Annotated in this window: 22 protein-coding genes; all 22 read left to right on the top strand. The window is 64.8% G+C overall.

The window, feature by feature from the left end:
* Window positions 1-115 precede the first annotated feature (115 nt).
* The 22 genes from plsX to D3F03_RS17210 all read left to right on the top strand — a co-directional run bounded on the left by plsX (window position 116) and on the right by D3F03_RS17210 (window position 20,228).
* Entirely contained in the window at window positions 116-1,174 is a 1,059-nt protein-coding gene (gene plsX, locus D3F03_RS05905) for a phosphate acyltransferase PlsX (RefSeq protein WP_119108352.1), read from the top strand.
* The gene (locus D3F03_RS05900) at window positions 1,171-2,148 is read left to right on the top strand and encodes a beta-ketoacyl-ACP synthase III (protein WP_119108351.1); all 978 of its coding nucleotides are present in this window, start codon (window positions 1,171-1,173) and stop codon (window positions 2,146-2,148) included. The genes plsX and D3F03_RS05900 overlap by 4 nt, the downstream gene beginning before the upstream one ends.
* Before the next feature lie 54 nt (window positions 2,149-2,202).
* Complete coding sequence (fabD, locus tag D3F03_RS05895; protein WP_119108350.1) at window positions 2,203-3,153, top strand: ACP S-malonyltransferase; 951 nt, start codon at window positions 2,203-2,205, stop codon at window positions 3,151-3,153.
* Entirely contained in the window at window positions 3,150-3,899 is a 750-nt protein-coding gene (gene fabG / locus D3F03_RS05890) for a 3-oxoacyl-ACP reductase FabG (RefSeq protein WP_119108349.1), read from the top strand. The genes fabD and fabG overlap by 4 nt, the downstream gene beginning before the upstream one ends.
* 104 nt (window positions 3,900-4,003) lie before the next feature.
* Window positions 4,004-4,243, top strand: a complete 240-nt coding sequence (gene acpP / locus D3F03_RS05885; protein WP_106445373.1) for an acyl carrier protein — start codon at window positions 4,004-4,006, stop codon at window positions 4,241-4,243.
* Window positions 4,244-4,291: 48 nt separating this feature from the next.
* The gene (gene fabF / locus D3F03_RS05880) at window positions 4,292-5,536 is read left to right on the top strand and encodes a beta-ketoacyl-ACP synthase II (RefSeq protein WP_119108348.1); all 1,245 of its coding nucleotides are present in this window, start codon (window positions 4,292-4,294) and stop codon (window positions 5,534-5,536) included.
* A gap of 39 nt (window positions 5,537-5,575) precedes the next feature.
* Window positions 5,576-6,076, top strand: a complete 501-nt coding sequence (locus D3F03_RS05875; RefSeq protein WP_119108347.1) for a hypothetical protein — start codon at window positions 5,576-5,578, stop codon at window positions 6,074-6,076.
* Between the two features lie 58 nt (window positions 6,077-6,134).
* Entirely contained in the window at window positions 6,135-6,776 is a 642-nt protein-coding gene (rpoE, locus tag D3F03_RS05870; RefSeq protein ID WP_119108346.1) for an RNA polymerase sigma factor RpoE, read from the top strand.
* Between the two features lie 33 nt (window positions 6,777-6,809).
* Window positions 6,810-7,394, top strand: a complete 585-nt coding sequence (locus D3F03_RS05865; RefSeq protein ID WP_199665410.1) for a sigma-E factor negative regulatory protein — start codon at window positions 6,810-6,812, stop codon at window positions 7,392-7,394.
* 79 nt (window positions 7,395-7,473) lie between these two features.
* Window positions 7,474-8,439 (top strand): MucB/RseB C-terminal domain-containing protein, encoded by a 966-nt coding sequence (locus D3F03_RS05860; RefSeq protein ID WP_158606134.1) that lies wholly within the window; start codon window positions 7,474-7,476, stop codon window positions 8,437-8,439.
* Window positions 8,440-8,526: 87 nt separating this feature from the next.
* Window positions 8,527-10,011 carry a DegQ family serine endoprotease gene (locus D3F03_RS05855; protein ID WP_119108343.1) on the top strand — a complete coding sequence of 495 codons (1,485 nt, stop codon included), beginning with the start codon at window positions 8,527-8,529 and terminating at the stop codon, window positions 10,009-10,011.
* A 137-nt stretch (window positions 10,012-10,148) separates the two neighbouring features.
* Window positions 10,149-11,957, top strand: coding sequence for a translation elongation factor 4 (lepA, locus tag D3F03_RS05850; protein WP_119108342.1), 1,809 nt, complete (start codon window positions 10,149-10,151; stop codon window positions 11,955-11,957).
* Window positions 11,957-12,931: a signal peptidase I gene (gene lepB / locus D3F03_RS05845; RefSeq protein WP_119108341.1), complete on the top strand. Its 975-nt coding sequence runs from the start codon at window positions 11,957-11,959 to the stop codon at window positions 12,929-12,931. Before lepA ends, lepB begins: the two co-directional genes overlap by 1 nt.
* Window positions 12,932-12,977: 46 nt before the next feature.
* Window positions 12,978-13,343, top strand: coding sequence for a DUF4845 domain-containing protein (locus tag D3F03_RS05840; protein WP_119108340.1), 366 nt, complete (start codon window positions 12,978-12,980; stop codon window positions 13,341-13,343).
* Entirely contained in the window at window positions 13,344-14,027 is a 684-nt protein-coding gene (gene rnc, locus D3F03_RS05835; RefSeq protein WP_119108339.1) for a ribonuclease III, read from the top strand.
* Entirely contained in the window at window positions 14,024-15,070 is a 1,047-nt protein-coding gene (gene era / locus D3F03_RS05830; RefSeq protein WP_119108338.1) for a GTPase Era, read from the top strand. Before rnc ends, era begins: the two co-directional genes overlap by 4 nt.
* Window positions 15,071-15,262: 192 nt before the next feature.
* Window positions 15,263-16,024, top strand: a complete 762-nt coding sequence (gene recO, locus D3F03_RS05825; protein WP_119108337.1) for a DNA repair protein RecO — start codon at window positions 15,263-15,265, stop codon at window positions 16,022-16,024.
* A gap of 33 nt (window positions 16,025-16,057) precedes the next feature.
* Window positions 16,058-16,837: a pyridoxine 5'-phosphate synthase gene (locus D3F03_RS05820; RefSeq protein WP_119108336.1), complete on the top strand. Its 780-nt coding sequence runs from the start codon at window positions 16,058-16,060 to the stop codon at window positions 16,835-16,837.
* A gap of 55 nt (window positions 16,838-16,892) precedes the next feature.
* On the top strand, window positions 16,893-17,285 hold the full coding sequence (gene acpS / locus D3F03_RS05815) for a holo-ACP synthase (protein WP_119108335.1): 393 nt from the start codon (window positions 16,893-16,895) through the stop codon (window positions 17,283-17,285).
* 77 nt (window positions 17,286-17,362) lie between these two features.
* Entirely contained in the window at window positions 17,363-18,463 is a 1,101-nt protein-coding gene (gene nagZ / locus D3F03_RS05810; RefSeq protein ID WP_119108334.1) for a beta-N-acetylhexosaminidase, read from the top strand.
* Window positions 18,464-18,644: 181 nt separating this feature from the next.
* On the top strand, window positions 18,645-19,694 hold the full coding sequence (locus D3F03_RS05805; RefSeq protein ID WP_119108600.1) for a 6-phosphofructokinase: 1,050 nt from the start codon (window positions 18,645-18,647) through the stop codon (window positions 19,692-19,694).
* Between the two features lie 360 nt (window positions 19,695-20,054).
* Window positions 20,055-20,228: a hypothetical protein gene (locus tag D3F03_RS17210; protein WP_158606133.1), complete on the top strand. Its 174-nt coding sequence runs from the start codon at window positions 20,055-20,057 to the stop codon at window positions 20,226-20,228.
* Window positions 20,229-20,282 lie beyond the last annotated feature (54 nt).

Raw genomic sequence — 20,282 nt, 5'->3', positions numbered from 1 at the left:
CAGCGCATCAGCGCCGGCCTAAGGCCCGTAGCTACAAAACCTGTAGCGCGGGCCTTTGTTTTGGGTGCTGCGCTTTCCCCATTCGCCGCCTGAGCGGTAATTGCCCGACCGATTCATGACCACACTGGCAGTCGATTGCATGGGGGGTGACCACGGCCCCCGCGTCACCTTGGCGGCCTGCCGCCGCTTTCTTGATTCGCACGCCGAGGCGCGCCTGCTGCTCGTCGGCCTGCCCGATGCGCTGGCCGGGTTCGCCCACGCGCGCGCCAGCGTCGTGCCGGCAAGCGAGGTGGTCGCCATGGACGACCCGGTTGAGGTGGCCTTGCGGCGCAAAAAGGATTCGTCCATGCGCGTCGCCATTGCGCAGGTCAAGGACGGCGCCGCCGCAGCGGCCGTGTCGGCCGGCAATACCGGCGCGTTGATGGCCATTGCGCGCTACCTGCTCAAGACGCTCGACGGCATCGACCGGCCCGCCATTGCCTCACAATTGCCCAACGACAAAGGCGGCGCCACGACCGTGCTGGACCTGGGGGCCAACGTGGACTGCTCGGCCGAACACCTGCTGCAGTTCGCCGTGATGGGCTCGGCCCTGGTGGCCGCGCTGGGCGGCAACGCGCAGCCCACCGTGGGCCTGCTCAATATTGGCGAAGAAGCCATCAAGGGCAGTGAAGTCATCAAGCGCGCGGGCGAGCTGCTGCGCGCGGCCGGCGAGGCCGGAACCCTCAATTTCTACGGCAACGTCGAAGGCAACGATATCTTCAAGGGCACGGCGGATATCGTGGTGTGCGACGGTTTTGTCGGCAACGTGGCGCTCAAGGCCAGTGAAGGCGTGGCGAGCATGATCGTTGGCGGCCTCAAGCAGGAATTCAAGCGCAATCTGTTCACCAAGCTCGCTGCGCTCGTCGCCTACCCGGTGCTGGCCGCGCTGATGAAGCGCATGGACTACCGGCGCTACAACGGCGCTGCCCTGCTCGGGCTGCGCGGGCTGGTCTTCAAAAGCCACGGTTCGGCCGACGAACTGGCCTTCGAACTGGCCCTGGGCCGCGCGTATGATGCAGCCCGCAACAACCTTCTGGACCGTGTTCGTCAGCGTATTGACAGCGCCGCGCCCCTGCTGAGGCAGGCCGGTGCCGCGCAGAGCGACGATTCTGCGGCGCCAGCTTCTGCCCGATGACTCTTTATTCCCGTATTACCGGCACCGGCAGCCACCTGCCGCCCCGCCGCATCACCAACGCCGATCTGGTCGCGCAACTGGCTGCTGGCGGCGTCGAGACATCCGACCAATGGATCGTCGAGCGCACCGGCATTTGCGCCCGCCACTTCGCGGCCGACGACGTGCAGTGCAGCGACATGGCGCTGGATGCTGCGCGCCATGCGCTCCAGGCGGCCGGACGCGACGCGAGCGAAATCGACCTGATCATCGTCGCCACGTCGACGCCGGACATGGTGTTTCCGTCCACCGCCTGCATCCTGCAGAACAAACTCGGCGCCAATGGCTGCCCGGCGTTTGATGTGCAGGCCGTCTGCAGCGGCTTCATTTACGGGCTGACCGTGGCGGACGCCATGATTCGCGCCGGCAACGCCCGCTGCGCGCTGGTGGTGGGTTCCGAGGTGTTCAGCCGTCTGCTCGATTTCCGTGACCGCACGACCTGTGTGCTGTTTGGCGACGGCGCTGGCGCGGTGGTGCTGGAGGCGTCGGAGCAGCCGGGCATCCTGGCAAGCGACCTGCACGCCGACGGCAAGCATGTGGGCATCCTGTGCGTGCCCGGCCATGTGTCGGGCGGTGTTGCCAGCGGCGACCCGTTCCTCAAGATGGATGGCCAGGCGGTCTTCAAGCTGGCGGTGGGCCTGCTGGAGAAATCGGCCCGTGCCACGCTGGACAAGGCCGGCATGGAGGCCAGCGCGCTCGACTGGATGGTCCCGCACCAGGCCAATATCCGCATCATCCAAAGCACGGCGCGCAAGCTCAAGTTGCCGATGGAAAAGGTCGTTGTCACGGTGGACCAGCACGGCAACACTTCGGCCGCGTCGATTCCGCTGGCGCTCGACCATGCGGTGCGATCCGGCCAGGTGAAGCCCGGCCAGACGGTGCTGCTCGAAGGTGTGGGCGGCGGTTTTACCTGGGGTTCGGTACTCCTGAAAATGTAGCTGGTAGCGCTTACCCAATAGGCGCTAGAGGCTGTTTTTACTCATATTTTCGACATGAATTCTTTTGCATTTGTCTTTCCCGGCCAGGGCTCGCAGGCCGTCGGCATGCTCGACGCCTGGGGCGACCACCCCGCCGTCGTGGGCGCGCTGGCCGAAGCCTCGGACGCGTTGGGGGAAGATCTGGGCAAGCTGATCAAAGAAGGCCCCAAAGACGCGCTGGCCCTCACCACCAACACCCAGCCCGTCATGCTGGTGGCGGGCGTGGCCGCGTGGCGCGTCTGGCGCGCCGAGGGCGGCGCCTTGCCCATGGCGTTGGCGGGCCATTCGCTGGGAGAGTATTCCGCCCTGGTGGCCGCCGGCGTGCTCACCCTGGCGCAGGCAACGCCCCTGGTGCGCCTGCGCGCTGCGGCCATGCAGGAGGCCGTCCCGGTGGGCAGCGGCGCCATGGCCGCCATTTTGGGGTTGGATGCTTCAAAAGTCATAGCTGTATGCGCAGAGGTGACAAGCGCTTACGGCCAAAATGAGCAGGAAACTGTCGAGGCGGTGAATTTCAACGACCCCTCGCAGACCGTGATTGCCGGCAGCAAGGCCACCGTCGAGCGCGCCTGCGAGGCGCTCAAGGCGGCGGGTGCCAAGCGTGCGCTGCCCCTGCCGGTGTCTGCTCCCTTTCACTCCAGCCTGATGCGCCCGGCAGCCGAGAAGCTGCGCACCGCGCTGGCGGCGACGGAAATGGCCGCGCCGCAGATTCCGGTCGTCAACAACATTGATGTAGCAGTGCAGACCGATGTCGACGCCATCCGCGACGCCCTGTACCGCCAGGCCTTTGGCCCGGTGCGCTGGGTCGAGTGCATCCGGCAGCTCAAGGCCATGGGGGCCACGCACATCATTGAATGCGGCCCGGGCAAGGTGCTCACCGGCCTGGTGCGCCGCATCGACGCAGAATTGACGGGCGCCGCGGTGTTCGACCCTGCGTCTCTCGAACAAGCCAAGGAGCTTCTCGCATGACCCAGGCAAATGACAAGACCCTCGGTGTGGCGCTGGTCACTGGCGCTTCGCGCGGCATTGGCGCGGCCATCGCGCTCGAACTTGCCCAGCGTGGCTACCAGGTGGTGGGCACGGCCACCACGCAGGAGGGCGCCCAGCGCATTGGCGCCGCGCTTTCGGCGCATACCGGCTGCCGTGGTGTGGTGCTCGATGTGAACGACACGCCGGCGGTGGACGCGCTGATTGACGCCACTGTCAAGGAATTGGGCGGCTTGCAGGTGCTGGTGAACAACGCCGGCATCACGCGCGACCAGCTCGCCATGCGCATGAAAGACGACGACTGGGATGCGGTGCTGTCCACCAACCTGAGTGCGGTGTTTCGCGTCAGCCGCGCCGCCATTCGCCCCATGATGAAGCAGCGCTTTGGCCGCATCATCAGCATTACCAGTGTGGTGGGCGCCTCGGGCAACCCGGGTCAGGCCAACTATGCCGCCGCCAAGGCGGGCGTTGCCGGCATGGCGCGCTCGCTGGCGCGCGAGTTGGGCAGCCGGGGCATTACGGTCAACTGCGTGGCGCCGGGCTTCATCGACACCGACATGACCGCCAGCTTGCCAGAAGCGCAGCAAAAGGCGCTGCTGGACCAGATTCCACTGGGCCATCTGGGGCGACCTGCAGACATCGCCCATGCCGTTGCCTACCTCGCTTCGCCGCAGGCCGGCTACGTGACGGGGCAGGAATTGCACGTCAATGGCGGCATGTACATGTAATTGCTGTAAATTCGCGCGTGTTCGCGACACTGCAAACTGTGTCCGAGTGCACGAACGAACCGGCTAGAATCCCCAATTAATCTACCAACACCCAGAGTGAAACCATGAGCGATATTGAAGCACGCGTCAAAAAGATCATTGCCGAGCAACTCGGCGTGGAAGAGTCGCAGGTCACCAGCGAAAAAGCCTTTGTGGCCGATCTCGGTGCCGACTCGCTTGACACGGTCGAATTGGTGATGGCGCTGGAAGACGAATTCGGCATCGAAATTCCCGACGAAGACGCCGAGAAAATCACCACGGTGCAAAACGCCATTGATTACGCCACGTCCCATCCGAAGGCTTGAGCGGCGCGCTGCGCCGCGTTGAGCGATTTTCAAGCACAAGGTTTACGCATGAGCCGTCGTCGCGTTGTCGTGACCGGCCTGGGTTGCGTCTGTCCCGTGGGAAACACGGTGGCGGATGCCTGGGCCAACGTCCTGGCCGGGAAATCCGGTATTGGCCCGATCAGCAAGTTTGATACGTCGGCCTTCGCCTGCAAGATCGCCGGCGAAGTGCGGGGTTTTGACCTTGAGTCCTACATGAGCGCCAAGGACGCGCGTTCCATGGACTCCTTCATTCACTTCGGTATCGCCGCCGCCGCACAGGCTGTGCAGGATGCTGGCTTGCCGGTGGGCGAGGCACTGGATGAAGAGCTGGCGACCCGTATCGCCTGCGTGATCGGTTCGGGCATTGGCGGCCTGCCGCTGATCGAAAACACCCACGCCGAACTCGTGGCCCGCGGCCCCCGGCGCATTACGCCGTTCTTCGTGCCAGCCTCCATCATCAACATGGTGGCCGGGCATGTCTCCATGCGCTTTGGCTTCAAGGGGCCCAACCTCGCAGTCGTCACGGCGTGTACCACCGGTCTGCACTGCATTGGTGAAGGCGGACGCATGATTGAGTACGGTGACGCCGACGTGGTGGTGGCGGGCGGCACCGAAGCGACGGTTTCGCCGCTCGGCATTGGCGGTTTTGCCGCCATGCGCGCGCTTTCCACCCGCAACGACGACCCGCAAGCGGCATCGCGCCCCTGGGACCGCGACCGCGACGGCTTTGTGCTGGGCGAGGGCGCAGGCGTCGTGGTGCTTGAAGAGTACGAGCACGCCAAGGCGCGCGGCGCACGCATTTATGCGGAGCTGTGCGGTTTTGGCATGAGCGCCGACGCCGGCCACATGACAGCGCCCAGCATGGACGGCCCGCGCCGCGCGATGCTGAGCGCGTTGCGCAACGCCGGCATGAACGCCAGTGACGTGGATTACCTCAATGCCCATGGCACCTCTACCCCCCTGGGCGATCTGAATGAAACGCATGCCATCAAGGCGGCATTCGGTGACCATGCGGGCAAGCTGGTGGTCAGTTCGACCAAGTCCATGACCGGCCACCTGTTGGGCGGCGCTGGCGGCATCGAGAGCATCTTTACCATTCTCTCGCTCTACCACCAGAAGGTGGCGCCCACCATCAACCTGGACCACCAGGACCCCGAGTGTGATCTGGACTTCTGCGCCAACACCGCGCGCGATATGCGCGTGGATGTCGCCATGAAGAACAATTTCGGTTTTGGCGGCACCAACGGCACCTTGGTGTTCCGGCGCGTCTGACGCCACGGCCCGCGCGTATTTCCATTCCTCACAAGTTCCATGGGCGCCGGTACCGAGCGCTACCCAGCGCCTGCGGTGGAATACCCCATCGAACGCAGCGGCCGTTTGGCTGCTGTGCTTCTGCTGCTGCATGTTGGCAGCCTGGCCATTCTTGCGGCGTGGCTTTTGCGCGATGCGGGCGCGCTGCGCGCTGCGGTCCTGCCTGTCTTGCTTGTGTGGAGCGCGGCAGCCGCGCTGGGGGCCCATTTCTGGATGCGCCAACCGGTCGGCCGTCTGGCTTGGGACGGTACGGCCTGGCAGTTGCGCCGGGCAGCAGGGGGGAGCGCCGCGCAGGCATTGGGCCCTACGGTCGTGGTGCAGCTCGACTTGCAGCGCCAGATGGCGCTTGCCTTTCCCCAGGCAGCGCCGCCCGTCTGGCTGTTTGTCGAGCAAAGGCAGCAATCCGTACGCTGGCTCGATTTGCGCCGTGCGGTATATTCGCGGCCCAATGCGGCGAGGCCCTCGCCCGCAAGCTGCCAGCACGGGGAACGCATGCCATGAGGGCGGCGAGCCCCTCTGCGGCTCGGTCGTTCGCTTGCGGCCAGCGCTTGATTTACCCATGACCGATTCCTCCTCCGTTGTCCCTGCCGAGCCGCGTGCGCCCGATGCTGATTTTCAGCTGGTGCAGCGCAGCGTGGCGGGTGATCAGCGCGCGTTCGAACTGCTGGTCATCAAGTACCAGCGCCGTATCGAGCGGCTCATTGGCCGCATGGTGCGCGACACCGACTTGGTGCCGGACATCGCTCAGGAAACTTTTATCCGCGCCTACCGCGCGCTGCACCAGTTTCGCGGCGAAGCGCAGTTTTATACCTGGCTGTACCGCATTGCCGTGAATACCGCCAAGAAAACGCTGCTTGATCTCAAGCGCAACCCGGTGGTGTACGACGGTGCCGCGCCCGGTAGCGACGAGGAAGATGAAACTTCCCGCCCGCGCTACGAACCAAGCACAGAAGAAACACCCGAAACGGTGCTGGCTGCACAGGAAATTGCGCAGGCGGTGAACGCCGCCATGGAAGCCCTGCCGGCCGATTTGCGCCAGGCAGTGACGTTGCGGGAAATTGAAGGCCTGAGCTACGAAGAGATTGCTGAGGCCATGGATTGCCCGATCGGTACGGTGCGCTCGCGCATCTTTCGGGCGCGGGAGGCGATTTCGGCGCGTGTGCGCCCGATGCTGGAAAACCAGTCGGGCAAGCGCTGGTAGGTGGACGGCAACCGGACAATGCAGGTGGACACCATGGAACTGGATGTGAAGGAACAGGAGCTTCTCTCGGCGCTGGCCGATGGCGAGCTGCAAGGTGAGGAACTGGCCCAGGCGCTGGCACTGTGCGCGCGGGACAGCGCTTGCGCGCGTTGGCGTGACTACCATTTGATTGGTGACGTATTGCGCGCCCCGGAGTTGGCGCGCGCCGGCGACAGCACGCAATTTCTGCAGCGGATGCGCAGTGCCCTAGCGAACGAACCGGCTGCGCCCGTGCTTTCCAGCCAGCCGGCGGTGGTTGCGCCGGCCGCCAACGATTCTTTGTTTCGCTGGAAAATGGTGGCCGGTTTTGCATCGCTGGCCGCGGTGGCCGCCATTGGCTGGAATTCGTTCTCCGTCCTGCAGAGCGAGGCTCCGCAAGGCGCGCAACTGGCCGTCGTCACACAACCCTCCGCGGGCACGGAGCAGACCGAGCTGGCCCAGGCCGGTCCGGCGGTGATGATCCGCGATCCTCGTCTCGATGAGCTGCTGGCTGCCCACAAGCAGTACGGCGGCGCCTCGGCCCTTCAAATGCCCGCTGGTTTCTTGCGCAATGCGACGTTTGAGACCCCGCAGCGCTGAGCGCGCTCTTGTAGGCGTGCGCGGCGCCCGAGGGGCCAGTGGGCTTCTTCTCGTGGGGGCGCTGGTGTTAGGCGCCTGCATGGCAGCCCACGCTGCTGACCGAGCGGGTGCCGCCGCGCTCTCGGCCGAGCGCGCCGGGCCGCTGCCTTCGGATGTTGCTGGCTGGATCGCCCGGGTGCAGCATGCTGCCTTGGAGCGCAGCTACACGGGTACCTTTGTCGTCGTGACGGATACGGGCGCAGCCAGTGGCTCACGCATCTGGCATGCCTGCCAGGGCGACCAGCATATTGAGCGTATCGAGGCACTCGATGGCCCGTCGCGCACCATCTTCCGTCGCAATGGGGAAATGCGGACCTTTTTCCATGCCTCGCACACGGCCGTGACGGAGCCATTGGGCAGCAGTGTGCCTTTCTCTGGGGCGGTACCGGCCTTGGCCAGCAAGCTGGATTTGCTGTACCGGGCCGAGCGGCAGGGGCGCCAGCGTGTGGCAGGGCATGACGCCGATGTGGTCCTTTTTCAGCCGCGTGATGGCTTGCGCTTTGGCTACCGCCTGTGGAGCGAGCATGGCTCGGGCCTTGTGCTGCGCTTGCAGACGGTGCAGGTCGACGGCCGGGTGCGCGAGCAGGCGAGCTTTGTGCAGTTGGACCTGAATGCCTCGGTGTCGCTTGCCGAGCTGTCGCGCGAAATGGACGATTTCTCGGGCTACCGCACCGTGGCGGTAGCGCCCGAACGCAGCCTAGAGGACGGAGAACGCAGCTGGACCTTGCGTGAGCAGGTTCCAGGATTCGTTCTGCAGGGCTGTCGCGCCCCGCAAGCGCGGCCAGACACCATGCAGTGCAGTTATTCGGACGGCCTGGCAACCGTGTCGCTGTTCTTCGAGCCCGTGCATTCCGGTAAACCCGTGCCGGTCGTGGCGCGTTGGTCGGCCGGTGCAACGCAGGCGTTGGCGCGTCCACTCGATGCAAGCACGTGGCTGACGGCCGTGGGCGAGGTGCCGCCCGCCACCCTGGTGCAGTTTGCCAACCGCCTGGTGCGTACGCGCTAACGCTGTGCGAGCGCTGGGAACCAATTGTTCCGGCACGCTTCTGAAGGTACATGCGCAGGCAGCGCGAACCGACAAGGAAAGGCCAACATGATGAAATTCCAATGGACAAAATTGAACGCATGGACCACGGCGGGTGTGCTTGCTGTTGTGGGTGCGGTAGGGGTGGGCAGCGCCAGCCTCTCGCCCATGCACGCGTACGCGCAGGTCAGCACCGTGCGAGGCTTGCCGGATTTCGCTGATCTTGCAGAACAGGTGGGTCCCTCGGTCGTCAATATCCGCACGCTGGAGAAGGTGTCGTCGCAGCCCACGGCAGGTGCCATGGATGAAGACATGCTGGAATTTTTCAAGCGTTTCGGCTTGCCCGTGCCCAACATTCCCAAGGGACAGCGCCCGAACCGGCGCCAGCAGCAACCCGATGAAGAGCAGCCGACGGGTCTAGGCTCTGGCTTCATCCTCAGCTCCGATGGTTACGTCATGACCAACGCCCATGTCGTCGAGGGTGCGGACGAAGTCATGGTCACCCTCACCGACAAGCGTGAGTTCAAGGCCAAAATCATCGGCTACGACAAGCGCAGCGACGTGGCGGTGGTCAAGATCGACGCCACCGGTCTGCCAGCGGTGAAGATTGGCGACGTCAGCCGCCTGCGGGTGGGCGAATGGGTCATGGCGATTGGTTCACCGTTTGGCCTGGAGAACACCGTGACGGCAGGTATCGTGAGCGCCAAGCAGCGTGACACGGGCGACTACCTGCCTTTTATCCAGACCGACGTGGCGATCAACCCTGGCAATTCTGGCGGTCCGCTCATCAATTTGCGTGGTGAGGTGGTCGGGATCAACAGCCAGATCTATTCGCGTTCGGGTGGGTTCATGGGTATCTCGTTCTCGATCCCGATCGACGAGGCGATTCGGGTAAGCGACCAGTTGCGCGCCACCGGCCATGTGACGCGCGGACGTATCGGTGTGCAGATTGGCAGCGTGACCAAGGACGTTGCCGATTCGCTCGGACTGCCCAAGCAACAAGGGGCCTTGGTGACGGGCGTCGAGGCCGGTGCGCCAGCCGACAAGGCAGGCATCCAGGCGGGCGACGTGATCACCCGCTTTGATGGCAAAGCGGTGGAGCGCATTTCTGACCTGCCACGCATGGTGGGCAATACCAAGCCTGGCACGCACAGCACCGTTACGGTGTTTCGCCGTGGCCAGACCAAAGATCTTTCGGTGACCGTGGCCCTTATCGAACCCGATGACAGCGTGGCCAGCCCAAGCCAGTCCGAGCCCAAGGCCAAGGCTTCGCCCGCTGCCCAGAAGCTGGGCCTGGTGGTGTCGTCGCTGAGCGATGCCCAGCGGCAGAAGCTCAAGATCAAGGGCGGGGTGCGTGTAGACGCAGCTACGGATGCGGCGGCGCGCGCCGGGCTGCGCGAGGGCGACGTGATACTGGCAGTGGCCAACACCGAAGTCTCCAGTCTGAAAGACTTTGAGGCTGCGATCGGTCAGGCTGACAAGAGCAAGGCCATCAACGTGCGCTACCGCCGTGGCGAGTGGGAACAGTACGCCCTGATTCGACCAGCGCGCTGAAGCGCGAGGGCGTGTGCAGGCTTTTGCCTACAATACGCGCCCAAGCATGAGTGCCTGTCACGGGCGCGTCCCTTGAAAGCGGCGCGCCCTTTTTTCATGCGTGCCGCGCCACTCGCGCCTTTCCGAACCTCCCGTTGATGAAGCACATTCGTAATTTTTCCATCATTGCGCACATTGACCACGGCAAATCCACCTTGGCAGACCGCTTGATCCAGCGCTGTGGTGGCTTGGCTGACCGTCAGATGGAGGCCCAAGTGCTCGATTCGATGGATATCGAAAAAGAGCGTGGCATCACTATCAAGGCGCAGACGGCCGCGCTGCAATACAAGGCGCAGGATGGCCAGATTTACAACCTGAATTTGATCGACACGCCCGGCCACGTCGATTTTTCCTATGAGGTGAGCCGTTCGCTCTCGGCCTGCGAAGGTGCGCTGCTGGTGGTCGATGCCTCGCAGGGCGTGGAGGCACAGACGGTGGCCAACTGCTATACCGCGCTGGATCTGGGCGTGGAAGTGCTGCCAGTCCTCAACAAGATGGACTTGCCGCAGTCCGACCCCGAGAACGCCAAGGCGGAGATCGAGGACGTGATCGGCATCGACGCCGAGCATGCCATTCCCTGTTCGGCCAAGACCGGCATGGGCATCGATGAAATCCTGGAGGCCATCGTGGCCAAGATTCCGGCCCCACGGGGTGAGCCCGAGGGGCCGCTGCGCGCCATGATCATTGACAGCTGGTTTGACAGCTACGTGGGTGTGGTCATGCTGGTGCGCGTGGTCGATGGCCGCCTCATCAAGGGCGAGCGTTTCAAGATGATGGCCACCGGCACGGTCTACAACGCCGACAATCTGGGGGTTTTCACGCCAGCCAACGAGCCGCGCGACCGCCTTGAGGCTGGGCAGGTGGGCTACATCATTGCCGGCATCAAGGAGTTGCAGGCGGCCAAGGTGGGTGACACCATCACGCTTGAGAAAAAACTGCCCAACAATGCCGGGCCGGCAACGAAGGCGCTGCCAGGTTTCAAGGAAATCCAGCCGCAGGTGTTTGCCGGGCTCTACCCCACCGAAGCGAGCGAATACGACCAGTTGCGCGATGCGCTGGAGAAGCTCAAGCTCAATGACGCCTCGCTGCACTATGAACCCGAGGTGTCGCAGGCGCTCGGGTTTGGCTTTCGCTGTGGCTTCCTGGGGCTGCTGCACATGGAGATCGTGCAGGAGCGCCTGGAGCGCGAATTTGACCAGGATCTGATCACCACCGCGCCCAGCGTGGTCTACGAGGTGGTCATGCCGGGCGGCGAAGTGGTGATGGTGGAGAACCCGGCCAAGATGCCCGACCAGGGCAAGCTGCAGGAAATCCGCGAGCCCATCGTCACCGTGCACCTGTACATGCCCCAGGACTATGTCGGCCCGGTGATGACGCTGGCCAACCAGAAGCGCGGCGTGCAGATCAATATGGCCTACCACGGCCGCCAGGTGATGCTGACCTACGAGATGCCGCTGGGCGAGATCGTGCTCGACTTCTTCGACAAGCTCAAGTCGGTGAGCCGGGGCTATGCCTCCATGGACTACGAGTTCAAGGAATACCGCGCGGCTGATGTGGTGAAGGTGGACATCCTGCTCAACGGCGAGAAGGTCGATGCGCTCTCCATCATCGTGCACCGCAGCCAGAGCCAGTACCGGGGCCGCGCCGTGGTGGCCAAAATGCGCGAGATCATCAGCCGCCAGATGTTCGACGTGGCCATCCAGGCGGCCATCGGCGCCAACATCATTGCCCGCGAGACCATCAAGGCGCTGCGCAAGAACGTGCTGGCCAAATGCTACGGCGGTGACATTTCGCGCAAACGCAAGCTGCTGGAAAAGCAGAAGGCGGGCAAGAAGCGCATGAAACAGATTGGTTCGGTGGAAGTGCCGCAAGAAGCTTTTCTTGCCATTTTGCAGGTGGAAGATTGATGCAGTTGGTTCAGATTTTCACGTCGCTGTTGCTCGCTGCGTTCGCGGGGTATATCGGTGCCTGGTACTTTGGCGCCATCGAGGGCAATTTCGCTCTGCTGTTGTTCCTGGCCACGGTGGTGACGGGTGCCTACTGGCTGGCCGAGCGCCTGTATTTTCTGCCGCGCCGGCGCAAGGCGGCGCTTGCCATCGAGCAGGCGGCCGAGGCACGGCGGGCCGAGCTCGATCGCCAGGGCATCGCCCGCAACGACATCGACGTCGGGGAGGCGCGGACGAAAGTGCTGGCCCAGCCCTGGTGGCTGGACTGGACGGCGGGGCTGTTTCCGGTGATCGCCGCCGTGTTCCTGCTGCGCTCTTTCCTGTTTGAGCCCTTCAAAATTCCGTCTGGCTCCATGATCCCGACCTTGCTGGTAGGCGACCTCATTCTGGTGAACAAATTCGCCTATGGCATTCGCCTTCCGGTGCTCAACACCAAGGTGACCGAAGGCCATGCGCCCCAGCGCGGCGACGTGATGGTGTTTCGCTACCCGCCGCAGCCCAACCTGGACTACATCAAGCGCGTGGTGGGGCTGCCGGGCGATGAGGTGGCTTACCTCAACAAGCGCCTGACCATCAACGGCAAGGTGGTGCCGACCGAGGCCGTGCCCGATTTCTTTGACGAAGAGGCCACGCGCTACTCCAAGCAATTTCAAGAGCAATTGGGAAGCCACACCCACAAGCTGCTGAACAACGACGACGTGCCGGCTTTCGTCCAGGGCGCAAGCAATTTTGCCTACCGGGACAACTGCCGCTACAGTGTGGAAGGTGTGGTCTGCAAGGTGCCCCAGGGCCACTATTTCATGATGGGCGACAACCGCGACAATTCGCTCGATTCGCGCTACTGGGGCTTTGTCCCGGATGCCAATATTGTCGGCAAGGCGTTTTTCGTGTGGATGAATTTTGGCAACTGGAAGCGCATCGGTGGGTTCCAATAGGCAAGCCATCGTACAGAATTGCAAACAAGACAGGGAGAGTGACTCTATGAAATCGCATCGCACAGCCAGTCCTTCGCGTCAGCGCGGCCTGTCCTTCATCGGCGTCATTCTCATTGGCCTGTTAGCGGTCGCGGCCTTTGCCATCGGGGGCCAATCCATACCGGTTTTTCTGGAGGCGCACGCCATCCAGAAGGCGATTACCAAGGCGGCCAGAGAACAATCCACTGTCGCTGCCATCCGAGCTGACTTTGATCGCGCAGCTGCTATTGACGATATTTCTACCATCAGCGGCAAGGACCTCGACGTCAGCAAGCGCGGCGACAAGGTGGTGGTGCGTGCCAAGTATTCGCGCGAGATTGCGCTGGCAGGGCCGGCCTACCTGGTTTTCCGCTTTGATATGCAGTCCGAATAGGTGGACCCAGCTCTTCTCTCGCTGCAGCAGCGCCTGCAACACCAGTTCTCCAAGCCGGCGCTGCTGACGCGCGCCCTGACGCACCGCAGTGCCAGCGCCGACCACAACGAGCGGCTCGAATTTCTTGGCGACTCGGTGCTCAGCCTGGCTGTTTCCAGTCTCTTGTACGAACGCCTGGCCGATCTTGCCGAGGGCGATCTCTCGCGCGTGCGTGCCAACCTGGTCAAGCAGGACACCCTGCACGCCATAGCGCTGGCGCTGGACCTGCCGGCCGTGCTGCGCGTGGGGGAGGGCGAGGCCCGTTCGGGTGGCAAAACCCGCCCCTCCATGCTCGCCGATGCGCTGGAGGCCGTGATCGGTGCGGTGTACCTTGATGCTGGCTTTGAGGTTGCCGCCCGCCTGGTGCACCGTTTGTTCGAAGGCGTCGACATCAGCCCGCGCATGCAGGCCGTCGCCCGGGATGCCAAAACGGCCTTGCAGGAATGGCTGCAGGGCCGGCGCATGAAACTGCCCAGCTACCGGGTGGTTGACACCACCGGCGCGGCGCACCGGCAGTCTTTTGAAGTCGAATGCAGCATTGGCGAACTCGCGCTGGCTGCGCGCGGCAGTGGGGCTTCCCGCCGCGCGGCCGAACAATCTGCGGCCGCTGCCGTGTTGGCCCAACTCCAGGCGAAAAAATCATGATCGATGCTACAAATAAAGAAGCTGCTCCCGCTGATGGGATAAGCGCTGAAGGCCAAAAAAGCCTTGAATCCATGCTGGCGGCGAGCCGGCCCGCGGCAGCGGTGGGCGATGTGGGCGAACCGGATAAACCGGGTGAAGCGAGTGCAACAGGCCAGCGCTGCGGCGTGATTGCCATTGTCGGCAAGCCCAACGTCGGCAAATCCACGCTGCTCAACGCCCTGGTGGGGCAGAAGATCAGCATCACGTCGCGCAAGGCGCAGACCACGCGCCACCGCATCACCGGCATTCACACGCGGGAGCAGACGCAGTTCATCTTCGTCGACACCCCGGGTTTTCAGACGCGCCACGCCACGGCGTTGAACAAATCGCTCAACAAGACCGTGATGGGCGCCATTGGCGACGTGGACCTGATCCTGTTCGTCGTCGAGGCCGGCAGTTTTACCCTGGCGGATGCCAAGGTGCTCTCGCTGTTCAAACCCGGCATTCCGACCTTGCTGATTGCCAACAAGCTCGACAACATCCACCGCCGCGCCGAGATTGCGCCCTGGCTCAAGAGCATGCAAGAACGCCACCCGTTCGCCGAATTCGTGCCCATGTCGGCCAAGAGCAAGAGCGATGTCGAGCGGCTGTACGGTATTTGCGCAAAGTATTTGCCCGAGCAGGCCTGGTGGTACGGTGAGGACGAGCTGACCGACCGCAGCGAAAGATTCCTCGCCAGCGAAACGGTGCGCGAAAAGCTGTTCCGCTTCACCGGTGACGAGCTGCCCTACACCTCCACCGTCGTCATTGACCAGTTCAGCGAAGAGAAAAGCAAGCAGCACAAGCGCCTGGTGCGCATTGCCGCCACCATCGTCGTCGAGCGCGACAGCCACAAGGCCATGGTGATCGGCGACAAGGGCGAGCGTTTGAAGCGCATCGGCACCGAGACGCGGCAGGAGCTGGAGAAACTCATGGACGCCAAGGTGTTCATTGAAATCTGGGTCAAGGTACGCTCCGGCTGGGCGGACGACGAAGCGCGCGTGCGCTCCTTCGGGTATGAGTGACTCCCCCCTGCGCCGCTTCGCGTCTTCCCCCCAAGGGGGGACGCCACCGGTGGCCCGGCAAAGCCGGTTCCACGGTGGCACTGGCACTGCGCCGCGCTGGCGCGGGCGGCCGCGCTCCGGTTGAAATATTGAATGCAATTGGCCTCTAGCGCTTATGTAGCAAGCGCTGTTAGCTACTGAAAAAATAGCGAAATGCCTCCGCGCCGCTTTTCCAATGAGCCGGCTTTCGTCCTGCACCGCTACGACTGGAGCGAGTCCAGCCTGATCCTGGAAGTGTTCACGCGCAACCATGGGCGCACCGCGCTGGTGGCCAAGGGGGCCAAGAAGCCCAGTTCCAACTTTCGCCCGGTGCTGCTGCCGCTCCAGCCCCTGCACCTGGGCTGGACGCAAAGCGCCGGCGGCGACGCCGAGATCCACACCCTCAAGGGAGCGGAGTGGGTCGGCGGCCACATCATGCCCACGGGCGACGCGCTGCTCGCGGGCCTGTACATGAACGAGCTGCTGCTGCGCCTTCTGGCGCGGGGCGACCCGCACGCGCTGCTGTTTGACCACTACGCGGCCGTGGTGCGGGTGCTGGCCAGCGAGCACGGCGAGGCGCTGGAGCCCGTGCTGCGCCTGTTCGAGCTGGTGCTGCTGCGCGAAGTGGGCCTGCTGCCGGCGCTGGACCTGCAGACGCTGACGCAGCATGCGCTTGACCCCGCGGCGCGCTACACGCTGGTGGCCGAAGGGGGGCTGCGCGCGGCGGGGTCCGACGAGCGCGCCAGCCTGCGCGGCGCCCAGTGGCTGCTGCTGGCGCAGGCGTTGCAGGAAGGCGCGGCGTTGACGGCCCTGCTGCGTGCCTGCGCGCCGGTGGCCTTTGAACTCAAGCCCCAATTGCGTGCGCTGCTGCAATACCATTGCGGCAGCCCGCGCCTGCGCACCCGCCAATTCATGATGGACGTGCAGGCGCTCTGATCCTGCGCCGCGTTCTCTTGGCCCACCCGCTCTATGACCTCTTCTGCTTCCCCCCACCGCACCGCGCTCTCGGTCAACGTCAACAAGGTGGCGCTGCTGCGCAACACCCGCCACCTGGGCATTCCCGACGTGCTGCGCGCCGCGCAGATCTGCCTGGAGGCCGGCGCCCAGGGCATTACGGTGCACCCCCGGCCCGACGAGCGCCACATCCGCGCGCACGACGTGCATGCCCTGGCGGCTTTGCTCCGGCAGTGGCCGGGGCGCGAATACAACATCGAAGGCAACCCCTCGCACAACCTGATGGAGTTCATCCGCCAGGTGCGCCCCCAGCAAGCCACCTTCGTGCCCGACAGCGAAGACCAGTTCACCAGCGACCACGGCTGGAGTTTTCCGCAGGACGCGCAGAAGCTCGCGCCGCTGATTGCCGAATGCCGGGCGCTGGGCGTGCGCGTGAGCCTGTTCATGGACCCGGTGCCCGAGCAGATGGCGCAGGCCCGGGCCGTGGGCGCCGACCGCGTCGAGCTCTACACCGAACCCTATGCGGCCGCCTGGGGCACGCCGCAGCAGGGCGCCGAGTTGGAGCGCTACCGCGCCGCTGCGCAGGCCGCGCTGGATGCGGGGCTCGCGGTCAACGCCGGGCACGACCTGAACCGGGACAACCTGGCCGCCTTCGTGCGCGGCGTGCCGGGCGTGCAAGAGGTTTCCATTGGCCACGCCCTCATTGCCGACGCGCTGGAGCTGGGCTACCGCGCCACGGTGCAGGCCTACCTGGCCTGCATCGAAGCGGGCCAAGCCGGGTCTGAAAATTCCTGATTTGATAGCTGCTAACGCTTACCAGATAAGCGCTAGAGGCCGAAAAGACCAAAAAATGATCTACGGCATAGGCACCGACATCTGCGACGTGCGCCGCATCGCCGCCAGCGTGGAACGCCATGGCGAGCGCTTTGCCGCCAAGGTTCTGGCCGAAGGCGAGCTGGCCACCTGGCGCATGCGCACGGGCCGCTGGCCCGAGCGCGGCCTGCGCTACCTGGCGACGCGCTTTTCCGCCAAGGAGGCGTTCAGCAAGGCGATTGGCCTGGGCATGCGCATGCCCATGACCTGGCGCGCCTGCGAAGTCGCCAAGCTCGCCAGCGGCCAACCGGTGATCGTGCTGCACGGCGCGCTCAAGGAATGGTTCGAGGCGCGCGGCCTCACGGCGCACATCAGCGTGACGGACGAAACCGACTACGCAGCCAGCTTCTGCGTGGTCGAGAAAAACTGAGCCATATCGTGCTCCAGCGCTTATCTGGTAAGCGCTGGAAGCTATCATCTCAATAGCAATCTCTTGTTTCCACTCCCATGACCGAACACGCTCCCCTCCTCATCGACGTGGCTGGCACGGTGCTCACCGCCCGCGACCGCCGCCGCCTGGCGCACCCGCTGGTCGGCGGCATCATCCTGTTCGCCCGCAACTGGGAAAGCCGTGCCCAGCTGCTCGACCTTACCGCTGCCGTCAAGGCGGTGCGCGGTGATCTGCTGATCAGCGTGGACCACGAAGGCGGGCGTGTGCAGCGCTTTCGCAGCGACGGCTTCACCCACATCCCCCCCATGCGCGCCTTTGGCGAGCTGTGGACACAAGACGGCAAGGCGGGGCCGGGCAGCGGCGCGCTCGCCGCCACCAACGCGGCCACGGCGGCGGGCTATGTGCTCGCCAGCGAGCTGCGCGCCTGCGGTGTGGACTTTTCCTTCACGCCCGTGCTCGACCTCGACCATGCGGATGAGCCCGGCGCTTCGCGCAGCGGCGTCATCGGCGACCGCGCCTTCCACCGCGATCCGCGCGTGGTGGCGCTGCTGGCCAAGAGCGTGATGCACGGCCTGCTGCAGGCGGGCATGGCCAACTGTGGCAAGCATTTTCCAGGGCACGGCTTCGCGCGGGCCGATTCGCACACCGACGTGCCGGTGGACCAGCGCAGCCTCAAGGCGATCCTGCAGGACGACGCGGCGCCGTACGCCTGGCTCAGCAGCACGCTCACCGGCGTGATGCCGGCGCACATCGTCTACCCCAAGGTGGACAGCCGGCCCGCGGGCTTCTCGCAGTGCTGGCTGCAGGACATCCTGCGCCGCCAACTGCGTTTTGACGGCGCCATCTTCAGCGACGACCTCAGCATGGAAGGCGCGCGCCGCCTGGACGGCCAGGTGGTCAGCTACACCGACGCCGCCGTGGCCGCGCTGCAGGCCGGCTGCGACCTGGTGCTGCTGTGCAACCAGAGCCTGGGCGAGGGCCGGGCAGTGGACGAACTGCTGGATGGCCTGGAGAAAGCCCAGGCCCAGGGCCGCTGGCAGCCCAGTGTGGACAGCGAGGCGCGCCGCCTGGCGCTGCTGCCCGAAACCCTGCCCCAGCCGTGGGACGAACTGATGCTGCAGCCCGCCTACATGCGGGCGCTGGACCTGCTGCCCTGATGAGCAAGTACATCCCCCTGAGCCGCTGCGCGACTTCCCCCTTCTCTTGCATCGCTGCGCGATGCGGAAGGGGGACGATGCCCTCGCTGCGGGGCGGCCCTTGCTCGGCATCCCTGGCGTGGGCCGCGCCGGTTTTACGCGATGCTGGAGGGGCGCACCGCCTTGGAGAGTTGCCATGACGCTGCGCGTAGGTGTGCTCACCGGCGGGGGCGACTGCCCCGGCCTGAACGCGGTGATCCGCGCCGTCACCAAGTCGCTCATCCACCACGGGCAGTGCGAGGTGCTGGGCATCGCGGACGGCTTCGAGGGCCTGATGGGCGCGGCGCCGCGCACGCGAGCGCTCGGCTGGGAGCAGGTGTCGGGCATCCTGCACGTCGGCGGCACCCTGCTGGGCACCAGCAACAGCGCCAACCCCTTGAAGGACGCCGCCACCCTGGAGCAGGTGGGCCGCAACGTGCGCGCGCTGGGGCTGGACGTGGTGGTGGCCATTGGCGGCGACGGCACCATGAGCCAGGCGTACGGCCTGGCGCAAGTGGGCCTGGCCTGCGTGGGCGTGCCCAAGACCATCGACAACGACATCGCCCTGTGCGAGCGCAGCTTCGGCTTTGACACCGCCGTGGCCACCGTCACCGATGCGCTGCGCCGCATCGAGAGCACCGCCTACAGCCACCACCGCGTGATGATCGTCGAAACCATGGGCCGCCACGCCGGCTGGCTGGCGCTCGAGAGCGGCATCGCCGGCGCGGCCGACGTCATCCTGCTGCCCGAGATCGACTACGACCTGCGGGCCGTCATTGAGCGCTGCCGCGAGCGCGAGCAGCGCCAGCGCTACACCATCATCTGCATCGGCGAAGGCGCCAAGGAGCGCGGCGGCGCGCTCACCGTGCGCGAGCGCATCGCCCACAGCCCCGACCCGGTGCGCCTGGGCGGCGTCGGCCATGTGCTGCGCGAGCAGCTCCAGCCGCACCTGGCGAGCGAGGTGCGCGCCACCGTGCTCGGCCACGTCCAGCGCGGCGGCGACCCGACCCCGTTCGACCGCGTGCTCGCCACCCGCTTTGGCCACCATGCGGCGCGGCTGGTGACCGAAGGCCAGTTCGGCCGCATGGCCACGCTGCAGGGCGGCCAGATCGGCAGCGTGCCGATCGCCGAGGTGGCGAACACCCAGCGCAAGGTGCCGCTGGACCACGAGCTGATCGCTATTGCGCGGGATATTGGGGTGTGTTTGGGGTGAGGGTGGCAGGGCGGGATGGGGTTGCACCAGCCCGGCTCCGCGCCGAATCGGCATAGGCCTGCTCGGTGCGAATGCTGTAGTGCCGGGTGGGCAGGTGAATGCGCAAACGCTCCAACAGCATGGGCCGGCGCGGCGCCGGGGCATCACCGGCGGCAGTTGGCTGATTTGCGGGATTAGTCGACATCCGCAAAATCTTAGGTTTGCCTAAATGGCAACCCATTGGGGTTTAACTGGGAGGGCTGGGAGATGCGTTGCGTTATCAGACCGTTCCACGTAGCATCACTGTCGTCTAATTCTAGTTAGACCTCTCTCGCCAGGCTTGGCGTAGAGCGTTGATCATCTGCAACAGGGAGGGGGAATATGAGCATCTTTCTGGTCATCCTCGGCATACTAGTGGTTATCGGCGGCATTCTTTCGCTTAGCCAAGCAACCTTGGGCGTAGGTCTCATTGCCATCGGCTGTTTCCTCGCGATTCTTGCCAGGCTTGCTCAAGCTGAGGCTCAACATCGGCGGGCCCTTCCGCCAAAGGTCTAACATTTCATTCGAGGCGGACGGCTACGCCGCCGCTCAATTCCAGCGTTAGGGATC

Source organism: Simplicispira hankyongi (assembly GCF_003570885.1).
GTDB lineage: Bacteria > Pseudomonadota > Gammaproteobacteria > Burkholderiales > Burkholderiaceae_C > Simplicispira > Simplicispira hankyongi.
This window is presented reverse-complemented; position numbering and strand designations above follow the sequence as displayed.

Coding starts and splice junctions, on each gene's coding strand:
- D3F03_RS05820 (WP_119108336.1), top strand. CDS start 16,058: ATGACCTCTTCTGCTTCCCCCCACCGCACCGCGCTCTCGGTCAACGTC.
- lepB (WP_119108341.1), top strand. CDS start 11,957: ATGCAGTTGGTTCAGATTTTCACGTCGCTGTTGCTCGCTGCGTTCGCG.
- era (WP_119108338.1), top strand. CDS start 14,024: ATGATCGATGCTACAAATAAAGAAGCTGCTCCCGCTGATGGGATAAGC.
- plsX (WP_119108352.1), top strand. CDS start 116: ATGACCACACTGGCAGTCGATTGCATGGGGGGTGACCACGGCCCCCGC.
- recO (WP_119108337.1), top strand. CDS start 15,263: ATGCCTCCGCGCCGCTTTTCCAATGAGCCGGCTTTCGTCCTGCACCGC.
- acpP (WP_106445373.1), top strand. CDS start 4,004: ATGAGCGATATTGAAGCACGCGTCAAAAAGATCATTGCCGAGCAACTC.
- rpoE (WP_119108346.1), top strand. CDS start 6,135: ATGACCGATTCCTCCTCCGTTGTCCCTGCCGAGCCGCGTGCGCCCGAT.
- D3F03_RS05855 (WP_119108343.1), top strand. CDS start 8,527: ATGATGAAATTCCAATGGACAAAATTGAACGCATGGACCACGGCGGGT.
- D3F03_RS05860 (WP_158606134.1), top strand. CDS start 7,474: ATGGCAGCCCACGCTGCTGACCGAGCGGGTGCCGCCGCGCTCTCGGCC.
- fabG (WP_119108349.1), top strand. CDS start 3,150: ATGACCCAGGCAAATGACAAGACCCTCGGTGTGGCGCTGGTCACTGGC.
- D3F03_RS05900 (WP_119108351.1), top strand. CDS start 1,171: ATGACTCTTTATTCCCGTATTACCGGCACCGGCAGCCACCTGCCGCCC.
- D3F03_RS05840 (WP_119108340.1), top strand. CDS start 12,978: ATGAAATCGCATCGCACAGCCAGTCCTTCGCGTCAGCGCGGCCTGTCC.
- acpS (WP_119108335.1), top strand. CDS start 16,893: ATGATCTACGGCATAGGCACCGACATCTGCGACGTGCGCCGCATCGCC.
- D3F03_RS17210 (WP_158606133.1), top strand. CDS start 20,055: ATGAGCATCTTTCTGGTCATCCTCGGCATACTAGTGGTTATCGGCGGC.
- D3F03_RS05865 (WP_199665410.1), top strand. CDS start 6,810: ATGGAACTGGATGTGAAGGAACAGGAGCTTCTCTCGGCGCTGGCCGAT.
- fabF (WP_119108348.1), top strand. CDS start 4,292: ATGAGCCGTCGTCGCGTTGTCGTGACCGGCCTGGGTTGCGTCTGTCCC.
- D3F03_RS05875 (WP_119108347.1), top strand. CDS start 5,576: ATGGGCGCCGGTACCGAGCGCTACCCAGCGCCTGCGGTGGAATACCCC.
- fabD (WP_119108350.1), top strand. CDS start 2,203: ATGAATTCTTTTGCATTTGTCTTTCCCGGCCAGGGCTCGCAGGCCGTC.
- nagZ (WP_119108334.1), top strand. CDS start 17,363: ATGACCGAACACGCTCCCCTCCTCATCGACGTGGCTGGCACGGTGCTC.
- lepA (WP_119108342.1), top strand. CDS start 10,149: ATGAAGCACATTCGTAATTTTTCCATCATTGCGCACATTGACCACGGC.